The following is a 20,512-nucleotide window of genomic DNA, read 5'->3' on the forward strand; positions in this document are numbered from 1 at the left end:
GATGGCCAGCTCACGGACGGCCGCGTAGGAACCGGCGAAGCCGATACCGGCGATGATCACGGCGCCGGAGACGACCACACCGATGAGAATGCGGTGCGTCCGGGTCAGCTGTATTCGCGCGGCCACCCCTACTCCCCTCCCCTTGCGTGTTGTTGCGCGCAACAGGGTGGCACATGAGCGCGGCGCGCGTGTTGCCGGTACGTCAGGAGGCCGTGGATCAGCTCTTCTTCGACGCCGACGCCGACGGCGAACTGCCCGTCTTAGCACCCGACTTGGACGGCGCGGGACTCGAGGAGCCCGCACGGTCCGAGGCGTTCGCCGACGACACCGCGGCCACGGCCTCCTTGGCCGCCTTCTGCGCCGCCTTCGTCAGATCGTCCGCGTCCGGCGTCTTGTCGCCGGCCAGGCCCGCACCGTTGTAGTCGACGGTGACGACGGCGTTCTCGACGCGCGCCACGATCGTCTGCTGCTTGAAGCTGCCTTCCTTCTTCTTGAGGTCGTAGCGCACCGCCGTCGCCTCGTCGCCCGTCCCGGCGACCGGCGTCGCCTTCGAGTTCTTGGCGCCGGCCACGGACTGGGCGTCCTTGACCTGCTTGTCGTAGTACGCCTGCGCCTGCTTCTCGCCCGAGCCGCGGTTGACGTCCGAGTCGAAACGGAGGAGGGAGACATGGAGCCAGCGGAACTGCGAGCCCTTCACGCCGTTGTTGTCCAGGCTGCTCCAGGAGCAGTTGGCCCGGTACGACGTGTCGTCCGACGTGCCCTTCTTGCCCGACTTCGTCCCCATCGGGACGAGTTCGCCGAGGGTGTTCTTCGTCAGCACCGCGCACGCCTCCGGCAGTTTGCGGTACGCGGCCGCCTGGACGGTCGGGGACGGGCTCGGGGAGCTGCTCCTGGAGCTCCCCGCCGTCTCCTTCGCGCCGGCCCCGTCGGAGCCGGAGCCCGAGGAGCAGCCGGCGACGACGAACACCGCCGGGACGGCGGCGGCACAGACAAGGACACGGCGTAGCCTCCCGGCTCGCTGGTCACGCTGGGCACGACGGTCGTCTCGCTGGGCTGCTCGCTGCATGGTTCCTTCACTCTGACGCTCGGGTTTCCTGCGGTCGGATCGGGTCCGAGGGGCCACGGTACGCGGTGAAGAAGCTGTGCGGTTCTCGTTCACGACCTTCGCGTACGACCCCGGAAGGGGCCGCAGAGACGGTCAGTCACCCATCGAACCGGACAGTTGCGCGGCCAGATTCCGCGCCCTGTCCTGCATTTCCTTGCTGTCGGGCGAGGTTCCGCCGGCGGCCGGCTGCTCCGCGTACTCGATGGTCACGATCACGTTCGACGTGCGGAACGCCACAGTCACCGTGCGCTGTTCGGCCGGACCGGAACCGCTGAGCTGGTCGTCGAGATACGCCTCGTCGCCGAGTCCGCTCAGCACGCGGGGCTGGAGGTCGGCCGGCGAGACGGACGCGGAGGCGGAGGCCGAGGGTGTGCCGGTGGCGGGCGCCGAGCTGCTCGGGGTGGCGGAGGCCGTGGGCGTCGCGCTGGGCTCCGGCAGGTCGGCCGCCGTCTCCTTGGTCGCGAAGAGCTGCTGCGCCTCGCTGTCGTCGCTGACGGCGTTGTCGTACGACACGACCCGCTCGAAGTCGACGAGCAGATGATCGGTGGCGTCGGCGGACTCGACCTTCCAGCGGCACGCGACCTTGCGGTCGGTGTCGTACGTCAGCGTCGGGTCGCCCGCGTAGGCCTTGTCCTGCTGGATGGGGTCGGCCAGCTGCTTGATCCCGGGCAGGAGCGAGTCGAGGGTGCCGTGGCTCACCGCGCCGCAGGCGTCGGGGAGCGTGCGGTACTTGCCGGGCTGGGCCTCCGCGGTCGCCGTACCGGCGGCGCCCGGGTTGGAGTTGTCGGTGCCGCCGCCCTCGTCGGAGCCGCCGGTGCAGCCGGCCAGCAGCGCCGCGAGAAGGGCGACGGTGCCGGTTACGTACGCCTTCCGCTGCACGGTCGGGCTCCTCTCGACGGGCTCTGCGCTCTCGGGTCCTGCAGTGTCCCCGCTGGTTATTCGCTTGCCGGGGCGGGGCGCCCCCTGGAGACAATGTGTATCGCACGCACCGCCGCGGACGCCGGTCCGTTGTCCCTTTTCGTCGACTTGGGCGCCGATTTTGCGGTGCGCTCTTTTTGAGGCTTTTGTCTGTCATCCGGGGGAATGGGGAAGATATGTCGTACGTGGAAATGGCGGGCGCGAAGGTCCCCATCCGCATGTGGACCGACCCCGCGACGGTAGAGGACGTCGCCCTGCAGCAGCTCCGCAACGTCGCCACCCTGCCCTGGATCAAGGGCCTGGCGGTCATGCCGGACGTGCACTACGGCAAGGGTGCGACGGTCGGCTCGGTCATCGCGATGCGGGGTGCGGTGTGCCCCGCGGCGGTGGGCGTCGACATCGGCTGCGGCATGTCGGCGGTGAAGACGTCCCTGACGGCGAACGACCTCCCGGGCGACCTGTCCCGCCTGCGCTCGAAGATCGAGCAGGCGATTCCGGTGGGGCGGGGGATGCATGAGGACCCGATCTCGCCGGCGAGCTTCCACGGGCTGGCGACGGCCGGGTGGGACGACTTCTGGGGGCGGTTCGAGTGGGTGGCGGAGGCGGTGAAGTTCCGTCGAGAGCGGGCGGCTTTGCAGATGGGGACGCTGGGCGGGGGCAACCATTTTATTGAAGCTTGTATTGATGTGTCCGGGTCGGTGTGGCTCATGCTGCACTCGGGCTCCCGGAACATCGGCAAGGAACTCGCCGAGCACCACATCGGCATGGCGCAGAAGCTGCCGCACAACCAGGGGCTGATCGACCGTGACCTCGCGGTCTTCGTCTCGGACACCCCGCAGATGGCGGCCTACCGCAACGACCTGTTCTGGGCGCAGGAGTACGCCAAGTACAACCGCACGCTCATGATGGCGCTTCTGAAGGACGTGATCCGCAAGGAGTTCAGGAAGGCGAAGCCGACGTTCGAGCCGGAGATCTCCTGCCACCACAACTATGTGGCGGAGGAGCGCTACGAGGGCATGGATCTGCTCGTCACCCGCAAGGGCGCGATCCACGCGGGGTCCGGCGAGTACGGGATCATCCCCGGCTCGATGGGCACGGGTTCGTACATCGTGAGGGGCCTCGGCAATGAGAAGGCCTTCAACTCGGCGTCGCACGGCGCCGGTCGGCGGATGAGCCGCACCGCGGCGAAGCGGCGCTTCTCGACGAAGGACCTGGAGGAGCAGACGCGGGGCGTGGAGTGCCGCAAGGACTCCGGCGTCGTGGACGAGATCCCGGGCGCGTACAAGCCGATCGACCAGGTCATCGACCAGCAGCGGGACCTCGTTGAGGTCGTGGCGAAGCTGAAGCAGGTCGTCTGCGTGAAGGGATGAGGCGACGAGCCCCCGGCCGACGCCGGGGGCTCAGGCCCGCCCCTCCCGCAGACGCGCGATCTGTTGTGTGCTGAAATCCACCGTTCGTTTCATGTGCCGGACGATCGCGGCCAGTTCGGGTTCGTCCAGGTCCGTGAAGAGGGTCGACCAGGTGCCGCCGAGGTCTTCCCAGGTCTGGCAGAACTCGGTGATCCTCTCCGGGACCGTCGCCACCAGGACGCGGCGGCGGTCGGTCGCGTCGCGTTCGCGGACGACGTAGCCCGCCCGCTCCAGTCGGTCCACCAGACGGGTCGCCGAGCCGGTCGTCAGGCCCGTCAGTTCCGCGATGCGGCCCGTCGTCACCGGGCCCGGTTCCAGGGTGAGCAGGTTCAGGCACTGCAGGTCGGTGGGGTGCAGGCCGAGGTGGTCGGCGACGGCCTGGTTGAACAGGGCGTATGCCGCCATGTAGCGGCGGGAGACGGTGGCCAGCTCCGCCAGCAGCCTCGACCGCGTGCTCCCGTTCCCGGACATGTCCGCTCGCTCTCGTTCCTGCCCGGCGTCGTCAGAAGGAGTACGCGTCGCCGGTGTCGAGGACCAGGACCCGGGTGCGGTCGTTCGTCCGGTCGCGGTCCACGGTGCCGCCGCTCCACACCGTGTCGATCTCCAGCGTCACCTCCTGCGCCTTGCCCCGCAGTCCCACCCCGACGGCGATCTGGTCGCCCAGCCCGTCCACGTCGAGCGGCCCCGTCGCGCACACCACGGTCCGCGCGTCCGTACGGACACACGCGGCCGGCAGGTTCTGCCGCTCCGCGAGCGGCATCGACCAGCGCAGCCGTACGCTCGCGCTCGGCACCTCGGCCGGCCCCTGGTTGCGCGGGGTGAGCCGGACCTCGAGCCGCTTGCCGTTCATCACCACCGACCCGTGGTAGACGAGATCGGCCTCCGGCGCGCCGCCCGCCCGGGCGGGACCGGCCACGGCCACCGCCGCCAGCGCTGCGCCCGTCACGGCCAGCGCCCTCGTTCCCCGCATGCCACCCATTGCGTACTCCCAGCCCTGTGATCCGACGGTCGTACGGATGTATCCCACGCGTGGCCGGTGACAGGCGCCCTCCATCAGGTGACAGCGCCCGTGACAGGCTGCACGCATGCTGATTCTCCGCTCCGCCGCCCTCTTCGTCGTCGCCGCGTTCTTCGAGATCGGCGGGGCCTGGCTGGTGTGGCAGGGCGTGCGCGAGCACCGCGGCTGGCTGTGGGTCACCGGCGGCATCCTGGCCCTCGGGGCGTACGGCTTCGTCGCCACCTTCCAGCCGGACGCGCACTTCGGCCGCATCCTCGCCGCGTACGGCGGGATCTTCGTCGCAGGATCGATCCTGTGGGGCGTGGTCGCCGACGGCTACCGGCCCGACCGCTGGGACATCACGGGTGCGCTGATCTGCCTCGCGGGGATGGCGGTGATCATGTGGGCGCCGCGGGGCGGCAGCTGACGAGAACCGACGGCTGGTCCCCGGTCGCCGTCGCCTACCCTGGGCAGTGACCTACGTCCGTACGCCCTAGGAGCAGCCCATGGCCGCCGCACCGCCCGCCGCCTCCCGGATCGCCGTCGTCACGGGTGCGAGCAGCGGAATCGGCGCCGCCACGGCCCGTAGGCTTGCCGAGGCCGGGTACCGGGTCGTGCTCACCGCCCGCCGCAAGGACCGTATCGAGGCGCTGGCCGAGGAGATCGTGGAGGCGGGACACGCGGCGACGGCGTACCAGCTGGACGTCACCGACCGGGCCGCGGTCGACGAGTTCGCGACGGCCTTCAAGACGGTCGGGGTGCTGGTCAACAACGCGGGCGGCGCGCTGGGTGCCGACCCGGTGGCCACCGGTGACCCGGCGGACTGGCGCACGATGTACGAGACGAACGTGCTCGGCACGCTGAATCTCACCCAGGCTCTGCTGCCCAAGCTCGACGCGAGCGGCGACGGCACGGTGGTGGTCGTGTCCTCGACGGCGGGCCACGGTACGTACGAGGGCGGCGCGGGGTATGTCGCCGCCAAGCACGGTGCTCATGTCCTCGCGGAGACGCTGCGGCTGGAGATCGTCGGGCGGCCGGTGCGGGTGATCGAGATCGCGCCCGGCATGGTCAGGACGGACGAGTTCGCGCTGACCCGCTTCGGCGGCGACGCGGCGAAGGCGGCGAAGGTGTACGAGGGTGTCGCCGAACCGCTCACCGCGGACGACGTGGCGGACACGATCGCGTGGGCGGTGACGCGGCCGAGCCATGTCAACGTCGACCTCCTGGTCCTGCGCCCGCGTGCCCAGGCGTCCAACACGAAGGTGCACAGGGAGCTGTGATGCCGGAACGAGAGGCGGAGGCCGCCGGGGCGTCCCCGGAGCTCTCTCCCGAGGTCTCCGCGGAGAAGCGCCGTCTGGCTCAGGAGACGAAGAACGAGCGCCAGGTCTGGTACTTCCTCGCGTACTTCCTCTTCGGCATCCACATCGTGGCGTTCGTCATGATCTACGCGGTACGCCATGGACACTGACCCGATCGGGGTCAGACTCGGGGCGTGGACAGACACATACGCTTCGAGGCGCTGCACAACTTCCGTGATCTGGGCGGTTATTCGGCAACGGACGGCCACCACCGCGTCCGCCCCGGCCTCCTCTACCGCGCGGACTCCCTGGGGAAGCTGACCGAGGGCACACCTGACTGGGACCGCTTCCTGTCCCTGGGGATCGGTACGGTGCTGGACCTGCGGCATCCGTGGGAGGCCGGGTCCAGGGGGCGTGTTCCGGCCCACCCGTCCTTCACATACCACAATCTCAGCATCGAGCACCGGCCGTACGACCAGCCGTCCTTGACCGCCGACGTCGACCCGGGCCCTTATCTGGCCGAGCGCTACATGGAGGTCGCGCGGGACGGTGTGAAGGAGATCGCGGCGGCGTTGAGTGTGGTCGCCGAGGCCGATGGCCCGCTGGTGTTCCACTGTGCCTCCGGCAAGGACCGTACGGGTCAGCTCGCCGCCCTGATTCTCACGTTGCTCGGTGTCCCCGAGGAGTCGGTCGTCGAGGACTTCGCCCTCACGAACCGGGCGACCCCGGCGCTCCTCGCGGACTGGCGTGCCCGGAATGACGGCCGCAGCCCGGTCTGGCCGGCCTTCGGTCGTGCGCCGGAGCCGGTGATGCGGCTGTACCTCGCCGCGATGCGGGCGCGTTACGGGTCCGTCGGTGCGTATGTGGAACGGGAGTTGGGGATGGACGCCGGGGGGCTCGCCCGGACCCTGCGGGCGCGGCTGCTGGAGCCCGCGCCGGAGGTCTAGTTCTCGGCGTCGTACTTCTCCCGGGCCTCGTGGACCTCCTCGATGTGGGTCTCGGCCCAGTCCTTCACCGCCGTGAGCAGGTGGGCGAGGCTCGCGCCGAGCGGGGTGAGTTCGTAGTCGACGCGGACCGGGACCGACGGGGTGACCGTGCGGGTCAGGATGCCGTCGCGTTCCAGGGTGCGCAGGGTCTGCGTGAGCATTTTGGGGCTGACGCCCGCGATCTTTCGGCTGAGGTCGCTGTAGCGCATGGGCCCGGTCGACAGCGCGGCGACGACGAGGCTGACCCATTTGTCGCTGAGGCGGTCGAGGAGCTGGTTGGTGGGGCAGCTGCGGATGAACGCGTCGTACTGGACGCGTGCCCGCTCGCGCCGCTGGGCCGCGGTCATGGTCGGCATCGGCTCACCTCCGGGGGACCTACGCACTCTCAGGTAACTACTTTCCGATGGATAGTAGCTCTTCCTACGGTTGTCCGCAGCGGAGGAGATACCGATGCGAACAGATGGGACAAGGGAGTTGTTGGTCATGCGCGCTGCCGTGGTGAGGACGTTCGGCGGGCCGGAGGTCGTGGAGATCGCGGAGAGCGAGGTGCCCGCGCCGGGTGCGCGGCAGGTGCGGATCAAGGTGGCCGCCGCCGCGCTGAACCCGGTGGACGCGGGTGTGCGGGCCGGTGTGTTCGGCGGGGCCGGCAAGCAGATCGGGTTCGGCTGGGACGTGGCGGGGACGGTCGACGCCGTGGGCGTGGCCACCGCCTGGAGCGTGGGCGACGAGGTGGTGGCGCTCGATCAGGGCATGGTGAAGCCGCTGGGCACACATGCCGAGTACGTCGTCGTGGACACGGACGCCGTGGCCAAGGCGCCGGCGACGGTGGACGCGGTGCACGCGGCCACGCTGCCCCTGAACGCGCTGACCGCCGTACAGGCCCTGGATCTGCTGGAGTTGGAGCCGGGACGGTCGCTGCTGGTGACCGGTGCGGCCGGTGCGGTCGGCGGGTTCGCCGTGCAGCTCGCCGCGCATCGCGGCATCGCGGTGACCGGGCTGGCGCGGGACGGGGACAAGGAGCTCGTACGGTCCCTGGGCGCGGCCGGTTTCGCGGTCACGGGGACCGCGGGCGGCTTCGACGCCGTCCTCGACACGGCCGTCCTCGGTGAGGCGGCCCTGGCGTGGGTGCGGGACGGGGGTGTGTACGCCGGTGTGATCCCGCAGGCCCACCCGGCGTCCGAGCGCGGTGTGCGGACCACGTCCGTCGCGGTGAGCGCGGACGGGGCGCGGCTGGGCGAGCTGGTCCGGCTGGTGGACGAGGGGGTGCTGACGCTGCGGGTGGCCGAGACGTACCCGCTGGCCGAGGCGGCGAAGGCGCACGCCCGTCTCGCGGAGGGCGGGATGCGCGGGCGGCTGGTGCTGGTGCCGTAAGTCCACGGTCACCTCTGGTGCACGGCACCTCTAGCGCACGGCCTGTGCGTACGCCCCCGGCGGTACCCCCACCGTCGACGTGAAGTCGCGCACCAGGTGGGCCTGGTCGGCGTAGCCGAGGTCGGCGGCCAGGTCCGCCCAGCCCACCGCCCTCTCGGTCTCGGCGCGTTCCAGGGCCTCGTGGATGCGGTAGCGCAGGATGACCCACTTGGGGCCGACCCCGACGTACGCGGCGAACAGCCGTTGCAGCAGTCGTACGGACACACCTTCGGCGCGGGCGAAGGCGGTGACGCGGCGGATCGTGCGGTCGGTGCGGATGCGCTCGACCAGGGCCGTGGCGAGTTCGGCCTGGGGGTCGGGGCGGGGGTCGAGGGCGAGGAGGAACGCGTCGAGGGCGGCGACGCGGGCCTCCTCGTCGTCCGGGGTGAGGACGGCCGGGAGAGCGGCGGGCAGGTGGCCGGGCGGGAAGATCCCGGGGGAGCGGACGCGGCGGCCCGTCCAGTCCGTGACCGGCTGCGCGGGGGCGAAGGGGCGGAAGCTGCCCGGCCGGAACTTGATGCCGCACACCCGGCCCCGTTCCTCCAGCCGCTGGGTGAAGAGGCCGAGCTGGACGCCCGCGACCTCGACGAAGGGGTCCTCGCGCGCGAAGCGCTGGAAGACGACGTGGACCGCGGGGTGGGGGACCACCTGGGAGACGTACGGCTCGGTGAGGTTCCAGTCGATCAGCCAGTAGTGCTCGACGCGGGCGCGCAGCGGCTCGGCGGGCTCGCGCAGGCGGAAGTCCACCCGTGCGAAGAGGTCCGCGGCGTCGACGATGCCTCGGGTGTCACGGCGTGGGGTGGCCATGCGGGGATCGTAGGACGGGCCACCGACAGCGGGCGGAATACCGGGCGGGTGGTCGCCGTTGGAGGGGTATAGTTGAAGCGTCAACCACTTGGAGGGTGAGCGACCATGCAGTTCGGGATCTTCAGCGTCGGCGACGTCACGCCGGACCCCACCACGGGCCGTACGCCGACGGAGCGCGAGCGGATCAAGGCCATGGTCGCCATCGCCCTGAAGGCCGAGGAGGTCGGCCTGGACGTCTTCGCGACCGGTGAGCACCACAACCCGCCGTTCGTCCCGTCGTCCCCGACCACGATGCTCGGCTACATAGCGGCGAAGACGCAGAAGCTGGTCCTCTCCACCTCGACCACGCTGATCACCACGAACGACCCGGTGAAGATCGCCGAGGACTTCGCGATGCTCCAGCACCTGGCCGACGGGCGCATGGACCTGATGATGGGCCGCGGCAACACCGGTCCCGTCTACCCCTGGTTCGGGCAGGACATCCGCCAGGGCATCAACCTGGCGATCGAGAACTACGCCCTGCTCCACCGGCTGTGGCGCGAGGACGTGGTGAACTGGGAGGGCAAGTTCCGCACCCCGCTGCAGGGCTTCACCTCCACGCCCCGCCCGCTGGACGACGTCCCGCCGTTCGTCTGGCACGGCTCCATCCGCTCGCCCGAGATCGCGGAACAGGCCGCGTACTACGGCGACGGCTTCTTCCACAACAACATCTTCTGGCCGGCCGACCACACCAAGCGGATGGTCGAGCTGTACCGGGCGCGCTACGCCCACTACGGGCACGGCACCCCGGAGCAGGCCATCGTCGGCCTGGGCGGTCAGGTGTTCATGCGGAAGAACTCGCAGGACGCCGTGCGCGAGTTCCGGCCGTACTTCGACAACGCCCCGGTCTACGGCCACGGTCCGTCCCTGGAGGACTTCACCGAGCAGACCCCGCTGACCGTCGGCTCGCCGCAGCAGGTGATCGAGAAGACGCTGGGCTTCCGCGAGTACGCCGGCGACTACCAGCGCCAGCTGTTCCTGATGGACCACGCCGGTCTCCCGCTGAAGACCGTCCTCGAGCAGCTCGACCTGCTCGGCGAGGAGGTCGTGCCGGTGCTGCGCGAGGAGTTCGCCAAGGGCCGTCCCGCGAACGTGCCGGACGCGCCGACCCACCAGTCCCTGCTGGCGGCCAAGAACAGCGCCGCCGCGGACACCGCTTCCGAAGGGGTGAACGCATGAAGCTCGTCGTCGTCTCCGCGGGACTGAGCGTGCCGTCCTCCACGCGGCTGCTGGCCGACCGGCTGGCCGCCGCGGTGGACCGGCAGGCCCCGGTCGACCTGCAGGTGATCGAGCTGCGTGACCTCGCCGTCGAGATCGCGCACAACTTCACCAACGGCTTCCCGGGCCGCGAGCTGGCCGCCGCGCAGCAGGCGGTGACCGAGGCGGACGGCCTGATCGTCGTCACGCCGGTGTTCACGGCGTCGTACAGCGGGCTGTTCAAGTCCTTCTTCGACGTGCTGGACAAGGAGGCGCTGGCCGGCAAACCGGTGCTGATCGCCGCGACGGGGGGCACCGCCCGGCACTCCCTGGTCCTGGAGCACGCACTGCGTCCGCTCTTCGCCTATCTGCGGGCCGTGGTCGTCCCGACCGCCGTGTACGCGGCCTCGGAGGACTGGGGCGCGGAGGGTCTGCCCGAGCGGATCGACCGGGCGGCGGGCGAGCTGGCCGCCCTGATGCAGGGGCTGTCCACGGCAGCCCGGCCGGCCAAGCACGACCTCGAGGTCGTGCCGTTCGCCGAGCAGCTGGCAAAGCTCAGCGCATGACGACGTGCGACGGTGAGAAGACGGTAGGCGCGGTGCGCGGGTTGCGTCCGTGACGGTGAGAGCCGGGTAAAAAGGGTGATCGCAGACCCGTTCGCCCCGGCCGAACAGCCGGACGCCTTGGCAGACTGGGTGCGTGTCCCAGACTGTGCTGCTCGCCGAAGACGACCGCGCCATCCGTCACGCCCTGGAGCGGGCCCTGACCCTGGAGGGTTACCGGGTGACGGCCGTCGCCGACGGTGTGGAGGCGCTCGCGCAGGCCCACCGCACGGCGCCGGACGTCCTCCTCCTCGACGTGATGATGCCCGGCATCGACGGGCTCCAGGTGTGCCGGGTGCTGCGCGCCGAGGGCGACCGCACACCGATCCTGATGCTCACCGCCCTGGTGGAGACCGCCGACCGGATCGCGGGCCTGGACGCGGGAGCGGACGACTACGTCGTCAAGCCCTTCGACGTCGAGGAGGTCTTCGCCCGCCTGCGCGCCCTGCTCCGGCGCACCACCCCCGTGACCGCCGGAAGCGCCGGGGCCGAGCCCGCCAAGGGATCGCCGCAGGTCTCCGACCGGCAGCTGCTCGAGGCCGCCGGACTGCGCATGGACCTCCAGGCCCGCCGGGCCTGGCGCGGCGGGCGCGAGCTGGAGCTGACCCGCACCGAGTTCGAGCTGCTCGAACTGCTCGTCCGCAACGCCGGCATCGTCCTCGACCACTCCACCATCTACGACCGCATCTGGGGCTACGACTTCGGCCCCGGCTCCAAGAACCTCGCCGTCTACGTCGGCTACCTGCGCCGCAAGCTCGACGAGCCCGGCGCGCCGCAGCTGATCCACACCGTGCGGGGTGTGGGTTACGTGCTGCGGGAGGACTGAGTGGGCCGTCTGCGGCGGGCGCTCGCCCGGCGCCGGCCGGGGCTCGTCTCGCTCCGGACCACGTTCGCCGTCTCCTTCGCGGCCGTCACCGCCGCCGTCACGATCCTCGTCGGCATCCTGTCCTACGGCGCCGCCGCCCGGCTCGTCCGCTTCGACCAGCAGTCGGTGTTCACGCAGGTCGTCCAGGACGTGCAGGGCGAGGTGCGGCAGCACCAGATGGTCCCGGAGGACTTCAGCTCCTCCCGGCCCGGCCACGACGTCGTACGGCCCAGCCGCACCGACGTCCAGGTGCTGGGCGCGCAGGGGCAGATCGTCGACCACGGCAGCCCGGTGCTGCCCGTCACCGCCAAGGACCGGGCCGTCGCCCGTGCGGGCGAGGCCGGGAAGACCGTCCAGTACAAGGACGTCCGGGTCTCCGACGACCTGTTCCGGGTCGCCACCGTCGCGCTCGGCGACGGGCGGGGCGCGGTGCAGGTCGCGCAGGAGTTCAGCGACACCGAGGACCTGCTGCGGGCGCTCCAGCAGCGGACGCTCGTGCTGATGTCCGCCGTCGTGGTCGCCGCCGGGCTGTTCGGCTGGTGGCTGGCCCGCCGCATCACCCGGCGCCTGGTCATGCTGACCTCGGCCGCCGAGGACGTCGCCCGCACCCGTCGCCTGGGCATCGAGGTGCCCGTCGCAGGCCTCGACGAGGTGGGGCGCCTGGGCCGCGCCTTCGACCGGATGCTCGGCCGCCTCGCCCAGTCCGAGGAGGACCAGCGGCGCCTGGTCCAGGACGCGGGCCACGAACTGCGCACCCCGCTGACGTCGCTGCGGACGAACATCTCCCTGCTGCGCCGCATCGACGAACTGCCGCCCGAGACACGGGACGACCTGGTCGCCGACCTCACCCAGGAAGCCCGCGAACTGACCGACCTGGTCAACGAGTTGGTCGATCTCGCCGCCGGGCAGTCCGACACCGAGCCGCCGCAGCGGGTGGACATCGCCGACATCGCCGAGGACGTGGTGGGTCTCGCCCGCCGCCGCACCGGGCGGGAGATCGTGCTGCGGGCGCGCGGCGACACCAGTACCGACGGGCGGCCCGGCATGCTCCAGCGGGCGGTGTCCAACCTGGTCGAGAACGCCGCCAAGTTCGACCGGGGCGGCACGTCGCCCATCGAGGTCGCCGTCACCGGGCCCGCCCGGCCCGGGACCGTACGTGTCGAGGTCCTCGACCGCGGTCCCGGTATCGCCGACGGCGACCTGATCCGCATCTTCGACCGCTTCTACCGAGCCGCCGACGCCCGCTCCCAACCCGGCTCCGGCCTCGGCCTGTCCATCGTCCGCGAGGTCGCCATGGCCCACGGCGGAGCACCGTTCGCCTTCCGCCGGGAGGGGGGCGGTTCGGTGATCGGGTTTACGGTGGGCGGGGTGATTCCGGGAGGGGCTCGGAAGGAGGGGTGACGTGGACGGTCCGACCGCCGATGGGCCGGCGCATCTCGTCTGGGCGCGGCAGGCCGGGGCCGACGGGCGGCCGGGACCCGGTGTGCGGGTCTTCCGGTCCGGGTCGGCCGTCGCCGTGGCCGGCCCACGGCTGTCCGGGCGTGACCGGATCGCGGTCACCGGGTCGGCCGAGGACGCGCTTCCACTGGTCCGGGACGTGCTCGCCGAGGTCGGTCCGACCTACCGCCCCTTCGGGGACGCCGCGCTGATCGACGCGCTGGTGCGGGGGATCCCGGAACTCGTCCCCGGACCGCGTTCCTTCCTCTGGATGGTGACGGACCAGCCTCCGGTGCCCGTCACCGGCGTGGACTGGCTGGACCCGGACGGCGAGGACGCCGCGCGGGCGCTCTTCGCTCTCTGCTTCCCCGACTCGTACGCCCAGCCCGGCCGGCCCGGCGTCCGCCGCTGGGCCGGTGCGGAAGGCGCCGACGGCGAGGCCCTCGCCGTCGCGGCCGACGCCTGGTCCGCGGACGGCTGCGGATTCATGGCCGGGGTGGTCACGCATCCGCGCGCCCGCGGGCGAGGGCTCGGTGCGGCCGTCTCCCGGTTCGTCGTCGATGCGCTGGTACGGCGGTACGGGCGCGCCGCGCTGATGGTGGACGCGACCAACGCCGCGGCGATCGCGGTGTACGAGCGGGCCGGGATGCGCGGACGTCTGTTCGGGGCGGCGGGCGTGGGGCGATGATCGGGGTGCAAGCCACGATCACCCCCTGAACGCACGGTCACGCCGAACGGCGCGATCGCCGCCCGAGAAGGAGCCCGGCATGCTGACCGACGACGAGGCCGCCGCCCTCGCGCACCTCGACGAGGCCGGCATCGGCCGGACCCTGCTCGAGCTGATCGAGGTTCCGAGCCTGACCGGGAGCGCCGCAGAGTCGGAGCTGCAGCACCTGCTGGCCGGGCGGCTGGAGCGGCTCGGTCTCGACGTCGATCTGTGGTCGATGGACCTGCCCGAGCTGCTCGCCGAACCCGGCTTCCCCGGCATGGAGGTGGAGCGCGAGGAGGCGTGGGGTCTGGTCGGGCACACGGCGGGCGGTGACGACGGGCCGACGCTGATCCTCCAGGGCCACGTGGACGTCGTACCGCCCGGGGACCTCGCCGCGTGGGGCGGCGACCCGTTCGTGCCGAGGGTGACCGGGGACGTCGTGCACGGGCGCGGAGCCTGCGACATGAAGGCGGGCCTGGCGGCGCACCTCGCGGCACTGGCGGCGGTCCGGGCGGCCGGGGTGCGGCTGCGCGGGAAGGTCGCCGTGCACTTCGTGGTCGGCGAGGAGGACGGCGGGATCGGCGCCTTCGGCACGCTCAGGCGCGGGTACGGCGGCGACGCCTGCGTGCTGACCGAGCCGACCTCCGGCACGCTGATCACCGCCAACGCGGGCGCGCTGACCTTCCGGATCACGGTCCCCGGCAAAGCGGCGCACGCCAGTTCCCGGGACGCCGGGGTCAGCGCGATCGACGCCTATGTGCCTCTGCACCGCGCGCTGGCCGAGCTGGAGACGGCCCGCAACTCCGGTCCCGACCCGCTGATGGCCGAGTATCCGATCCCCTACGCCCTGTCCGTCGGCACCCTGCGCTCCGGCGACTGGGCGAGCAGCGTGCCGGACCTGCTGGTCGCCGAGGGGCGGCTCGGCGTACGGCTGGGGGAGGAACCGGCCGAGGCGCGCGCCGAGCTGGAGCGCCGGGTGGCCGAGGTGTGCGCCGCCGACCCCTGGCTGCGGGAGCATCCGGCGACGGTGACGTGGCCGGGCGGGCAGTTCGCGAGCGGGCGGCTGCCGGAGGGCCATCCGCTGCGGGACGAGGTGCGCGACGCGTGCGCCGACGCCAACGGCTGGGCCGCCCGGCCCCGGGAGCGCGGAGCGCCGTACGGCAGCGATCTCAGGCTCTACACCGGGGCGGGCATCCCCACGCTGCAGTTCGGGCCGGGCGACGTGCGGGTGGCGCACAGCGCGCGGGAACACGTTTCCGTGCTTGAGGTGGTGGCGGTGGCACGGACCCTGGTGCTCACCGTGCTGCGGACAGTGGGGACGAAGTGACCTCCGGGCCGGGGGACTTGGCGCGCCGGGCGAAGGGCGGCAGCGCGGGCGCGGCGAGGAAGCCCTCCGCGCGGGCGCTGGCCAGGCCGATGCGCGGGATGTCGGCGCTTTTGGCGAAGAGGAGATAGCGCGGCTCCCACAGGGGCCGGTACTTGGCGTTGGCCCGGTACAGGGACTCGATCTGCCACCAGCGGGAGAAGAAGGTGAGGATCGAGCGCCACAGCCGCAGCACCGGGCCTGCGCCCAGCCGGGAGCCGCGCTCGAACACCGAGCGGAACATGGCGAAGTTGAGGGACACCCGCCGTACGCCCAACTCACCTGCGTGCAGCAGCAGTTCGACGACCATGAACTCCATCAGGCCGTTCTCGCAGGCGCGGTCGCGGCGCATCAGGTCCAGGGAGAGGCCGTGCTCGCCCCAGGGGACGAAGCTGAGCAGTGCCCGCGGTTCACCGTCCGTGTCCCGGCACTCCAGCATCACGCAGCGACCGTCGGCCGGGTCGCCGAGCCGGCCCAGCGCCATCGAGAACCCGCGCTCGGTGGTGCCGTCGCGCCAGTGGTCGGCGCGGTCGACCAGGACGGCCATCTCCTCCTCGGGGATGTCCTCGTGGCGCCGGACGCGGACCGTGTACCCGGCCCGGCGCACCCGGTTGTGGGCCTGGCGCACGCCGCGCATGGCGCGCCCGTCGAGGCTGAAGTCGGCGAGGTCCACGATCGCCTCGTCGCCCAGCTCCAGGGCGTCCAGGCCGTGCCGGGCGTAGATCGTGCCGGCCTCCTCGCTCGCGCCCATCACGGCGGGCGTCCAGGCGTGCCGGCGGGCCTCGGCGAGCCAGGCGTCGATGGCGCCGGGCCAGGCCTCCGGGTCGCCGATGGGGTCGCCGGAAGCGAGGCTGACGCCGCCGACGACGCGGTAGGCGATGGCGGCCTTGCCGCTCGGGGAGAAGATGACGGCCTTGTCGCGGCGCAGCGCGAAGTAGCCGAGCGAGTCGCGCTCGCCGTGCCGCTCGAGCAGGTTCCGCAGCCGCGCCTCGTCCGCCTCGCCGAGCAGCGCCCGGCCGCGCGGGGCGCGGAAGCAGGCGTACAGGACGAGCAGGAACGTCGCGGCCATGAGCACGTTGACGATCACGTCGGCCCAGCGGGGCGCGTCCACGGTGCCGATGCCGTCGGCGAGCGGGCCGACGCTGACGCCGCGCAGCAGGGTGTACGCGATCCGGTCCGCGAGGCTCGCTCCGGACACCTTGTTCGTCGCGCCGACCAGCAGCGTGCCGAGGCCGGCGCTGACCAGGAGACCGCCCGTGCCGACGGCCAGCGCGAGCCGCGGGTTGGATCGGTCGCCGACGGCGTGGAACTCGCGGCGGCCGAGCAGCAGGGCGGCCACGAACAGGCCGGTGAGCAGGGCGGAGAGCCAGTTGAACAGATGCTCGCGGTACGGGTCGCGGGTGAGTGCGAAGGCGTAGAGGCACAGCAGCGGACCGGCGAGGATCAGGTTGAAGACCCAGGCGGCCCGCTTGCGGCGCCGCATGACCACGGCCAGGAACAGCGCGAGCGCGGCCGACACCAGGCCCGCGGTGGCCAGGTACGGCGTGAAGAACTCGCCCGCGTTGTGCTCGTGCACCTCCTCGCGGAAGGGCAGCGACAGGACGGCGGCGATGTTGAGCACCGCGAGCAGCCGCAGGTACCAGACCGTGGCCGCGGCGGCACGGGCCCGAAGGCGGTGGGCGTCCGCCGTGGGGATGCGGCGGGGGTTGCGCGGGCCGGGGATCCGTGGGGGGATGAGCGTCGACTGCGGTGAAGGCATGGTGACTGGTCACCTTGGGGACTGGGGGACGGGACGGCCAGCGGGCCGCGCGGTCCGGCGCGCACCTCGTCGCTGACCCTACAGTCTGTAGGGTAACCGAGATTTGCGAGGGCTGTGCGCCCGCGGTGTGCGGGAATCCGCGGGAATCGGGGCGCGTGGGAGCGGATACGGGCGCGCCGTGCGCCGGTGCCTATTCGGCGGCGCCCTCCGCGCGGCACTCGACGGGCGCCGGGGCCTGTTCGGTGTCCTCCGCGCGGCCTTCCGCGTCCTCGGTACGGCACTCCGCCTGCCCCGCACCGCGCCGGGCCGCCGCCAGATGCCAGGCCAGGTTGCCCACCGCCGCCCCGGCCGCGACCGCCGCGGCGATCACACCCCCGGTGGCCAGTCCGTCGCTGAACAGATGCGGGCGCTTGTCCAGGCTGTGCAGCCCGAAGCCGCACAGCTCATACACCCCCGCCGCGGCGATCGCGAGGCTCACGACCAGGACCACGACCGTGGGCACGAGACCGGCGCCCCGCGCCGGTGCGTCCGGACAGGGCCGCCGCGCCTTCTGCGCTTCCATGCCGTGCATGATTCCCCCGATGGAGCAGACGTGTGCCGTGGACGGTTGGGAACCTACATCACGTAGGGTCGATGCGCGGGTCCGCCGGTCCGGGTTCACCGTCTTCATCGGATTCCGACACTCTCCAGCAGGACGTGGAGGTCATGGGCGGCCTCGGCGCTGGCGAGCGTCGCCGCCGCCAGGACCGCCGCCGTCACGGCCGTCAGCACCGGATGGCGTCCCGGCGGCGGGGCGAGCAACGCGGCCACGCGGCGCGGGACCGGACCGGCCTTGGCGAGCGGGCCGCGCCGGCCGAGCAGCCCGAGGGCGGCGTCCGTGACGCGGGCGAGGGCCGGGCGGTGGTGCGCGGCGAGCGCGGCCTTGCCGACGGCGCGCGCGACCCGCGTACGGTCGCCCGTGCCGGAGGCCGCCTTCTCGTCCGCCCAGCGCTCGATCGTGTAGGTGACGGCGGTGGCGAAGGGGCGCAGCAACGGGTTGGCGGCGGCGCCCAGTTGGGCCAGCGCGACGAACGCGTAGTGGTGGCCGGCCAGGTGGGCGCGCTCGTGCGCGAGCAGGATCTCGTACTCACTCTCGTGCAACGCGTCGAGCATTCCGGTGGACACGACGACCCGGCCGGGCAGTCCGGGCAGCGCGTAGGCGTCGGGTGCCTCGTCGGCCACGACGACCAGACCGTCGCGCGTGGGCATGCAGGCGGCGTCGAGCGCGGCCGTGGCCAGTGTGCGGGCGCGGCGCCAGAGCATCCGGCCGGCCGTGAGCAGCGCGCCGCCGAGCAGCAGACCGGCGACCAGGGCCACGGACACCTGCGCGGGGTCGGCACTCCGCGCGCCGCTCGCCGACCAGTGCCCGAGGCCCGCGAGCAGTGGGAGGCGGATCAGGCCGGTGATCGCCAGCAGTCCCAGGGAGACCGTGGTGGCCGCGCCGAGGACGAGCGAGGAGGCGGTGAGCAGCCAGGTGGCCAGCCTCGGCTCGCAGCGCTCGGACAGCGGGCGGGCCCCGAGCGGGGCGATCAGTGACAGGAGCAGCGGCACATAGACGGCGATGCGCATCGGCGGGACCCCTATCCGTCGCTCGGGCGGTCGGATTCCCGCCCGGGGCCGAGGGGTCGGGCGGAGTCCTGCTCCGGGTCGAGGAGCTGGCGCAGCAGGTCGGCGTCGGCGCCGGAGAGTCCGTCGGCGAAGCGGGCCAGCACGGCCTCGCGGTCGGGGCGGCTCTCCAGGACGGTGCGCATGCGCCGGGCGGCGAATCCGGCGTCGTCGGTGACCGGGGCGTAGGCGTACGCCCGGCCGCGCGCGGTGCGGGTGAGCAGGCCTTTGGTGTGCATGCGCGTGAGGATCGTCACCACGCTGCTGTACGTCAGCTCGCCGTCGAGCCGCTCGGTGACCTCGCCCGGGGTCAGCGCGGCGCCGGCCCGCTGCAGAAGGTCGAGCAGCTGGCTCTCGCGGACGCCGTTCGCGCGCTTCGGGCCCCGCTCCTGTGCGTCGGCTCCCATGGGGTTTGTCGTTCTCCCGATCGTCTTCTACAGTCGTGTCGAACTTTTACTCACGTGTAAAAGCTCTTCCCTTCTCGAGTGTGCCATTGGAATGCCCATGAGCGCTATCAGCATCGGTCAGGCCGCCGTCCTCGGTGTCGTCGAGGGGGTGACCGAGTTCCTCCCCGTGTCCTCCACCGGCCACCTCAAGATCACCGAGGGGCTGATGGGCATCCCGGTCGACGACACCTCCGTGGTCGGCTTCACCGCCGTCATCCAGGTCGGCGCCATCGCCGCCGTGCTGCTGTACTTCTTCAAGGACATCGTGCGGATCGTCTCCGCCTGGGGGCGCGGCCTCGTTCACCGTGAGGAACGTCACGACCACGACTACAAGTTCGCGTGGTGGGTGATCTACGCGACCATTCCGATCGTGGTCGTGGGCCTGGCGGCCAAGTCGCTCGTCGAGGGTCCGCTGGGGTCGCTGTGGGTGGTGGCCCTTTCGCTGATCATCGGGTCCGGGGTGATGTGGGCGGCGGACCAGATGGGCCGGCACAAGCGCGGTGAGGACGACACGTCGTTCAAGGACGCGATGCTGGTGGGCAGTTCGCAGATCCTCGCGCTGCTCTTCCCCGGCTTCTCCCGCTCCGGCGCCACCATGTCCACGGCGCTGATCCTCGACCTGGACCGGGTCGCCGCCACGCGCCTCTCGTTCTTCCTCGGCATCCCGGCGCTGACCGGCGCCGGGCTGTACGAGCTGAAGGACGCGGTCGGCGCCGGCGTCGGTGCCGTGCCGCTCGCCGTCGGGACCGCCGTCTCGTTCGTGGTCGCGTACGCCTCCATCGCCTGGCTGCTGAAGTTCGTCGCCCGGCACTCGTTCAACGCGTTCGTGCTGTACCGGATCGTCATAGGGGTGCTGTTGCTGGGCCTGCTGGGCACGGGAGTCCTGAGCGCGTGACGTGCGTACGGCCAGGAATGTAACGCCTGATACATTCCTGGCTGTGGCGAAGAAGGAAACGGTGAGCCGCTGGCTCGTTCTCGTGATCAAGGTGCCCGCCGAGCCGACCCGGCACCGGGTGGCGGTCTGGCGCGAGCTGCGCAAGATCGGAGCGCTGTCCCTCGGGCAGGGCGTGTGGGCCGCACCGGACGTGCCGGTGTTCGCCGACGGTGTCGCCCGCGCGCTCGCACTCGCCGAGCAGGCCGGTGGGCAGGTGGTCACCCTCAACGCGTCCGGACGGGGCCCCGAGGACGCGGACCGCTTCCAGTCGCTGTTCACGGCCGAGCGGTCGGCGGACTGGACCGAGTTCCTCGCCGACTGCGGCAAGTTCGAGCAGGAACTGGCGAAGGAGATCCGCATCGCCAAGTTCACCCTCGCCGAACTGGAGGAAGAGGAGCAGTCCCTGGATCGCCTGCGCCGCTGGCACCGCGACCTGACCCTCCGGGACGTGTTCGGCGCCCCGGAGGCCGCCGAGGCGGCCAGCCGCCTGAAGGAGTGCGCGGCGGCGTGCGAGGACTACGCGAACCGGGTGTTCGCGGCGCTGCACGGGACGCAGGGGGACGCGTTGTGAGCCGCCCCGCGCCCGC

The 20,512-nt window shown here is 72.0% G+C and carries 24 protein-coding genes and 1 pseudogene; 14 read left to right on the forward strand and 11 right to left on the reverse strand.

Features of this window, described 5'->3' with window-relative positions; all coding sequences use genetic code 11:
• The 3 genes and pseudogenes from IEZ19_RS54285 to IEZ19_RS41775 form a co-directional block, all read right to left on the reverse strand.
• Nucleotides 1-126 (reverse strand): annotated as a pseudogene (locus IEZ19_RS54285) (DUF2637 domain-containing protein); the annotation flags it as partial.
• A gap of 91 nt (nt 127-217) precedes the next feature.
• Nucleotides 218-1,066: a DUF3558 domain-containing protein gene (locus IEZ19_RS41770; RefSeq protein WP_189316621.1), complete on the reverse strand. Its 849-nt coding sequence runs from the start codon at nt 1,064-1,066 to the stop codon at nt 218-220.
• Nucleotides 1,067-1,198: 132 nt separating this feature from the next.
• A complete protein-coding gene (locus IEZ19_RS41775; RefSeq protein WP_189316622.1) occupies nt 1,199-1,984 on the reverse strand; it encodes a DUF3558 domain-containing protein in 786 nt (261 codons plus the stop codon).
• A 215-nt stretch (nt 1,985-2,199) separates the two neighbouring features.
• On the opposite strand from IEZ19_RS41775, the gene IEZ19_RS41780 reads away from it, so the two are divergent.
• Nucleotides 2,200-3,393: an RtcB family protein gene (locus tag IEZ19_RS41780; RefSeq protein ID WP_189316623.1), complete on the forward strand. Its 1,194-nt coding sequence runs from the start codon at nt 2,200-2,202 to the stop codon at nt 3,391-3,393.
• 30 nt (nt 3,394-3,423) lie between these two features.
• Here IEZ19_RS41780 and IEZ19_RS41785 read toward each other — a convergent pair whose 3' ends face one another.
• The gene (locus tag IEZ19_RS41785) at nt 3,424-3,903 is read right to left on the reverse strand and encodes a MarR family winged helix-turn-helix transcriptional regulator (protein ID WP_189316624.1); all 480 of its coding nucleotides are present in this window, start codon (nt 3,901-3,903) and stop codon (nt 3,424-3,426) included.
• Nucleotides 3,904-3,934: 31 nt separating this feature from the next.
• Nucleotides 3,935-4,402 (reverse strand): hypothetical protein, encoded by a 468-nt coding sequence (locus tag IEZ19_RS41790; protein ID WP_189316625.1) that lies wholly within the window; start codon nt 4,400-4,402, stop codon nt 3,935-3,937.
• A gap of 115 nt (nt 4,403-4,517) precedes the next feature.
• Here IEZ19_RS41790 and IEZ19_RS41795 point away from each other — a divergent pair, with 115 nt between their 5' ends.
• The 4 genes from IEZ19_RS41795 to IEZ19_RS41810 all read left to right on the forward strand — a co-directional run bounded on the left by IEZ19_RS41795 (nt 4,518) and on the right by IEZ19_RS41810 (nt 6,674).
• Nucleotides 4,518-4,856, forward strand: a complete 339-nt coding sequence (locus tag IEZ19_RS41795) for a YnfA family protein (RefSeq protein WP_189316626.1) — start codon at nt 4,518-4,520, stop codon at nt 4,854-4,856.
• Nucleotides 4,857-4,935: 79 nt separating this feature from the next.
• The gene (locus IEZ19_RS41800) at nt 4,936-5,709 is read left to right on the forward strand and encodes an SDR family NAD(P)-dependent oxidoreductase (RefSeq protein WP_189316627.1); all 774 of its coding nucleotides are present in this window, start codon (nt 4,936-4,938) and stop codon (nt 5,707-5,709) included.
• Nucleotides 5,709-5,897 carry a hypothetical protein gene (locus tag IEZ19_RS41805; RefSeq protein ID WP_189316628.1) on the forward strand — a complete coding sequence of 63 codons (189 nt, stop codon included), beginning with the start codon at nt 5,709-5,711 and terminating at the stop codon, nt 5,895-5,897. Before IEZ19_RS41800 ends, IEZ19_RS41805 begins: the two co-directional genes overlap by 1 nt.
• A 24-nt stretch (nt 5,898-5,921) precedes the next feature.
• Nucleotides 5,922-6,674, forward strand: coding sequence for a tyrosine-protein phosphatase (locus IEZ19_RS41810; protein ID WP_189316629.1), 753 nt, complete (start codon nt 5,922-5,924; stop codon nt 6,672-6,674).
• On the opposite strand, the gene IEZ19_RS41815 is transcribed toward IEZ19_RS41810, so the two are convergent.
• On the reverse strand, nt 6,671-7,069 hold the full coding sequence (locus IEZ19_RS41815; protein WP_189316630.1) for a winged helix-turn-helix transcriptional regulator: 399 nt from the start codon (nt 7,067-7,069) through the stop codon (nt 6,671-6,673). The genes IEZ19_RS41810 and IEZ19_RS41815 overlap by 4 nt on opposite strands.
• 127 nt (nt 7,070-7,196) lie before the next feature.
• Here IEZ19_RS41815 and IEZ19_RS41820 point away from each other — a divergent pair, with 127 nt between their 5' ends.
• Nucleotides 7,197-8,084 (forward strand): NADP-dependent oxidoreductase, encoded by an 888-nt coding sequence (locus tag IEZ19_RS41820; protein WP_189316631.1) that lies wholly within the window; start codon nt 7,197-7,199, stop codon nt 8,082-8,084.
• A 30-nt stretch (nt 8,085-8,114) separates the two neighbouring features.
• On the opposite strand, the gene IEZ19_RS41825 is transcribed toward IEZ19_RS41820, so the two are convergent.
• Nucleotides 8,115-8,930 (reverse strand): helix-turn-helix transcriptional regulator, encoded by an 816-nt coding sequence (locus tag IEZ19_RS41825; RefSeq protein WP_189316632.1) that lies wholly within the window; start codon nt 8,928-8,930, stop codon nt 8,115-8,117.
• A gap of 105 nt (nt 8,931-9,035) precedes the next feature.
• Here IEZ19_RS41825 and IEZ19_RS41830 point away from each other — a divergent pair, with 105 nt between their 5' ends.
• The 6 genes from IEZ19_RS41830 to IEZ19_RS41855 all read left to right on the forward strand — a co-directional run bounded on the left by IEZ19_RS41830 (nt 9,036) and on the right by IEZ19_RS41855 (nt 15,106).
• Nucleotides 9,036-10,148 carry an LLM class flavin-dependent oxidoreductase gene (locus IEZ19_RS41830; protein WP_189316633.1) on the forward strand — a complete coding sequence of 371 codons (1,113 nt, stop codon included), beginning with the start codon at nt 9,036-9,038 and terminating at the stop codon, nt 10,146-10,148.
• Complete coding sequence (locus tag IEZ19_RS41835; protein WP_189316634.1) at nt 10,145-10,732, forward strand: FMN reductase; 588 nt, start codon at nt 10,145-10,147, stop codon at nt 10,730-10,732. Before IEZ19_RS41830 ends, IEZ19_RS41835 begins: the two co-directional genes overlap by 4 nt.
• A 145-nt stretch (nt 10,733-10,877) precedes the next feature.
• Nucleotides 10,878-11,594: a response regulator transcription factor gene (locus IEZ19_RS41840; RefSeq protein ID WP_308429073.1), complete on the forward strand. Its 717-nt coding sequence runs from the start codon at nt 10,878-10,880 to the stop codon at nt 11,592-11,594.
• The gene (locus IEZ19_RS41845; RefSeq protein ID WP_189316636.1) at nt 11,595-13,034 is read left to right on the forward strand and encodes a sensor histidine kinase; all 1,440 of its coding nucleotides are present in this window, start codon (nt 11,595-11,597) and stop codon (nt 13,032-13,034) included.
• 1 nt (nt 13,035) lies between these two features.
• Nucleotides 13,036-13,758: a GNAT family N-acetyltransferase gene (locus IEZ19_RS41850; protein WP_189316637.1), complete on the forward strand. Its 723-nt coding sequence runs from the start codon at nt 13,036-13,038 to the stop codon at nt 13,756-13,758.
• A gap of 79 nt (nt 13,759-13,837) precedes the next feature.
• Nucleotides 13,838-15,106 carry an ArgE/DapE family deacylase gene (locus IEZ19_RS41855; protein ID WP_189316638.1) on the forward strand — a complete coding sequence of 423 codons (1,269 nt, stop codon included), beginning with the start codon at nt 13,838-13,840 and terminating at the stop codon, nt 15,104-15,106.
• Here the strand turns inward: IEZ19_RS41855 and IEZ19_RS41860 are convergent.
• The 4 genes from IEZ19_RS41860 to IEZ19_RS41875 form a co-directional block, all read right to left on the reverse strand.
• Entirely contained in the window at nt 15,075-16,901 is a 1,827-nt protein-coding gene (locus IEZ19_RS41860; protein WP_189316639.1) for a phosphatidylglycerol lysyltransferase domain-containing protein, read from the reverse strand. The two genes, IEZ19_RS41855 and IEZ19_RS41860, sit on opposite strands and share 32 nt — an antisense overlap.
• A 190-nt stretch (nt 16,902-17,091) precedes the next feature.
• Complete coding sequence (locus IEZ19_RS51700) at nt 17,092-17,463, reverse strand: hypothetical protein (protein ID WP_229841466.1); 372 nt, start codon at nt 17,461-17,463, stop codon at nt 17,092-17,094.
• A 104-nt stretch (nt 17,464-17,567) separates the two neighbouring features.
• Nucleotides 17,568-18,509: a M56 family metallopeptidase gene (locus IEZ19_RS41870; protein WP_189316640.1), complete on the reverse strand. Its 942-nt coding sequence runs from the start codon at nt 18,507-18,509 to the stop codon at nt 17,568-17,570.
• Between the two features lie 11 nt (nt 18,510-18,520).
• Complete coding sequence (locus IEZ19_RS41875) at nt 18,521-18,952, reverse strand: BlaI/MecI/CopY family transcriptional regulator (protein WP_189316641.1); 432 nt, start codon at nt 18,950-18,952, stop codon at nt 18,521-18,523.
• Nucleotides 18,953-19,049: 97 nt separating this feature from the next.
• On the opposite strand from IEZ19_RS41875, the gene IEZ19_RS41880 reads away from it, so the two are divergent.
• Both IEZ19_RS41880 and IEZ19_RS41885 read left to right on the forward strand, forming a co-directional pair.
• Nucleotides 19,050-19,886, forward strand: coding sequence for an undecaprenyl-diphosphate phosphatase (locus IEZ19_RS41880; RefSeq protein WP_189316642.1), 837 nt, complete (start codon nt 19,050-19,052; stop codon nt 19,884-19,886).
• 43 nt (nt 19,887-19,929) lie between these two features.
• Nucleotides 19,930-20,496, forward strand: coding sequence for a Chromate resistance protein ChrB (locus IEZ19_RS41885; RefSeq protein WP_373297136.1), 567 nt, complete (start codon nt 19,930-19,932; stop codon nt 20,494-20,496).
• The last annotated feature ends 16 nt before the right edge of the window (nt 20,497-20,512 follow it).

Source organism: Streptomyces brasiliensis, assembly GCF_014647875.1.
GTDB lineage: Bacteria > Actinomycetota > Actinomycetes > Streptomycetales > Streptomycetaceae > Streptomyces > Streptomyces brasiliensis.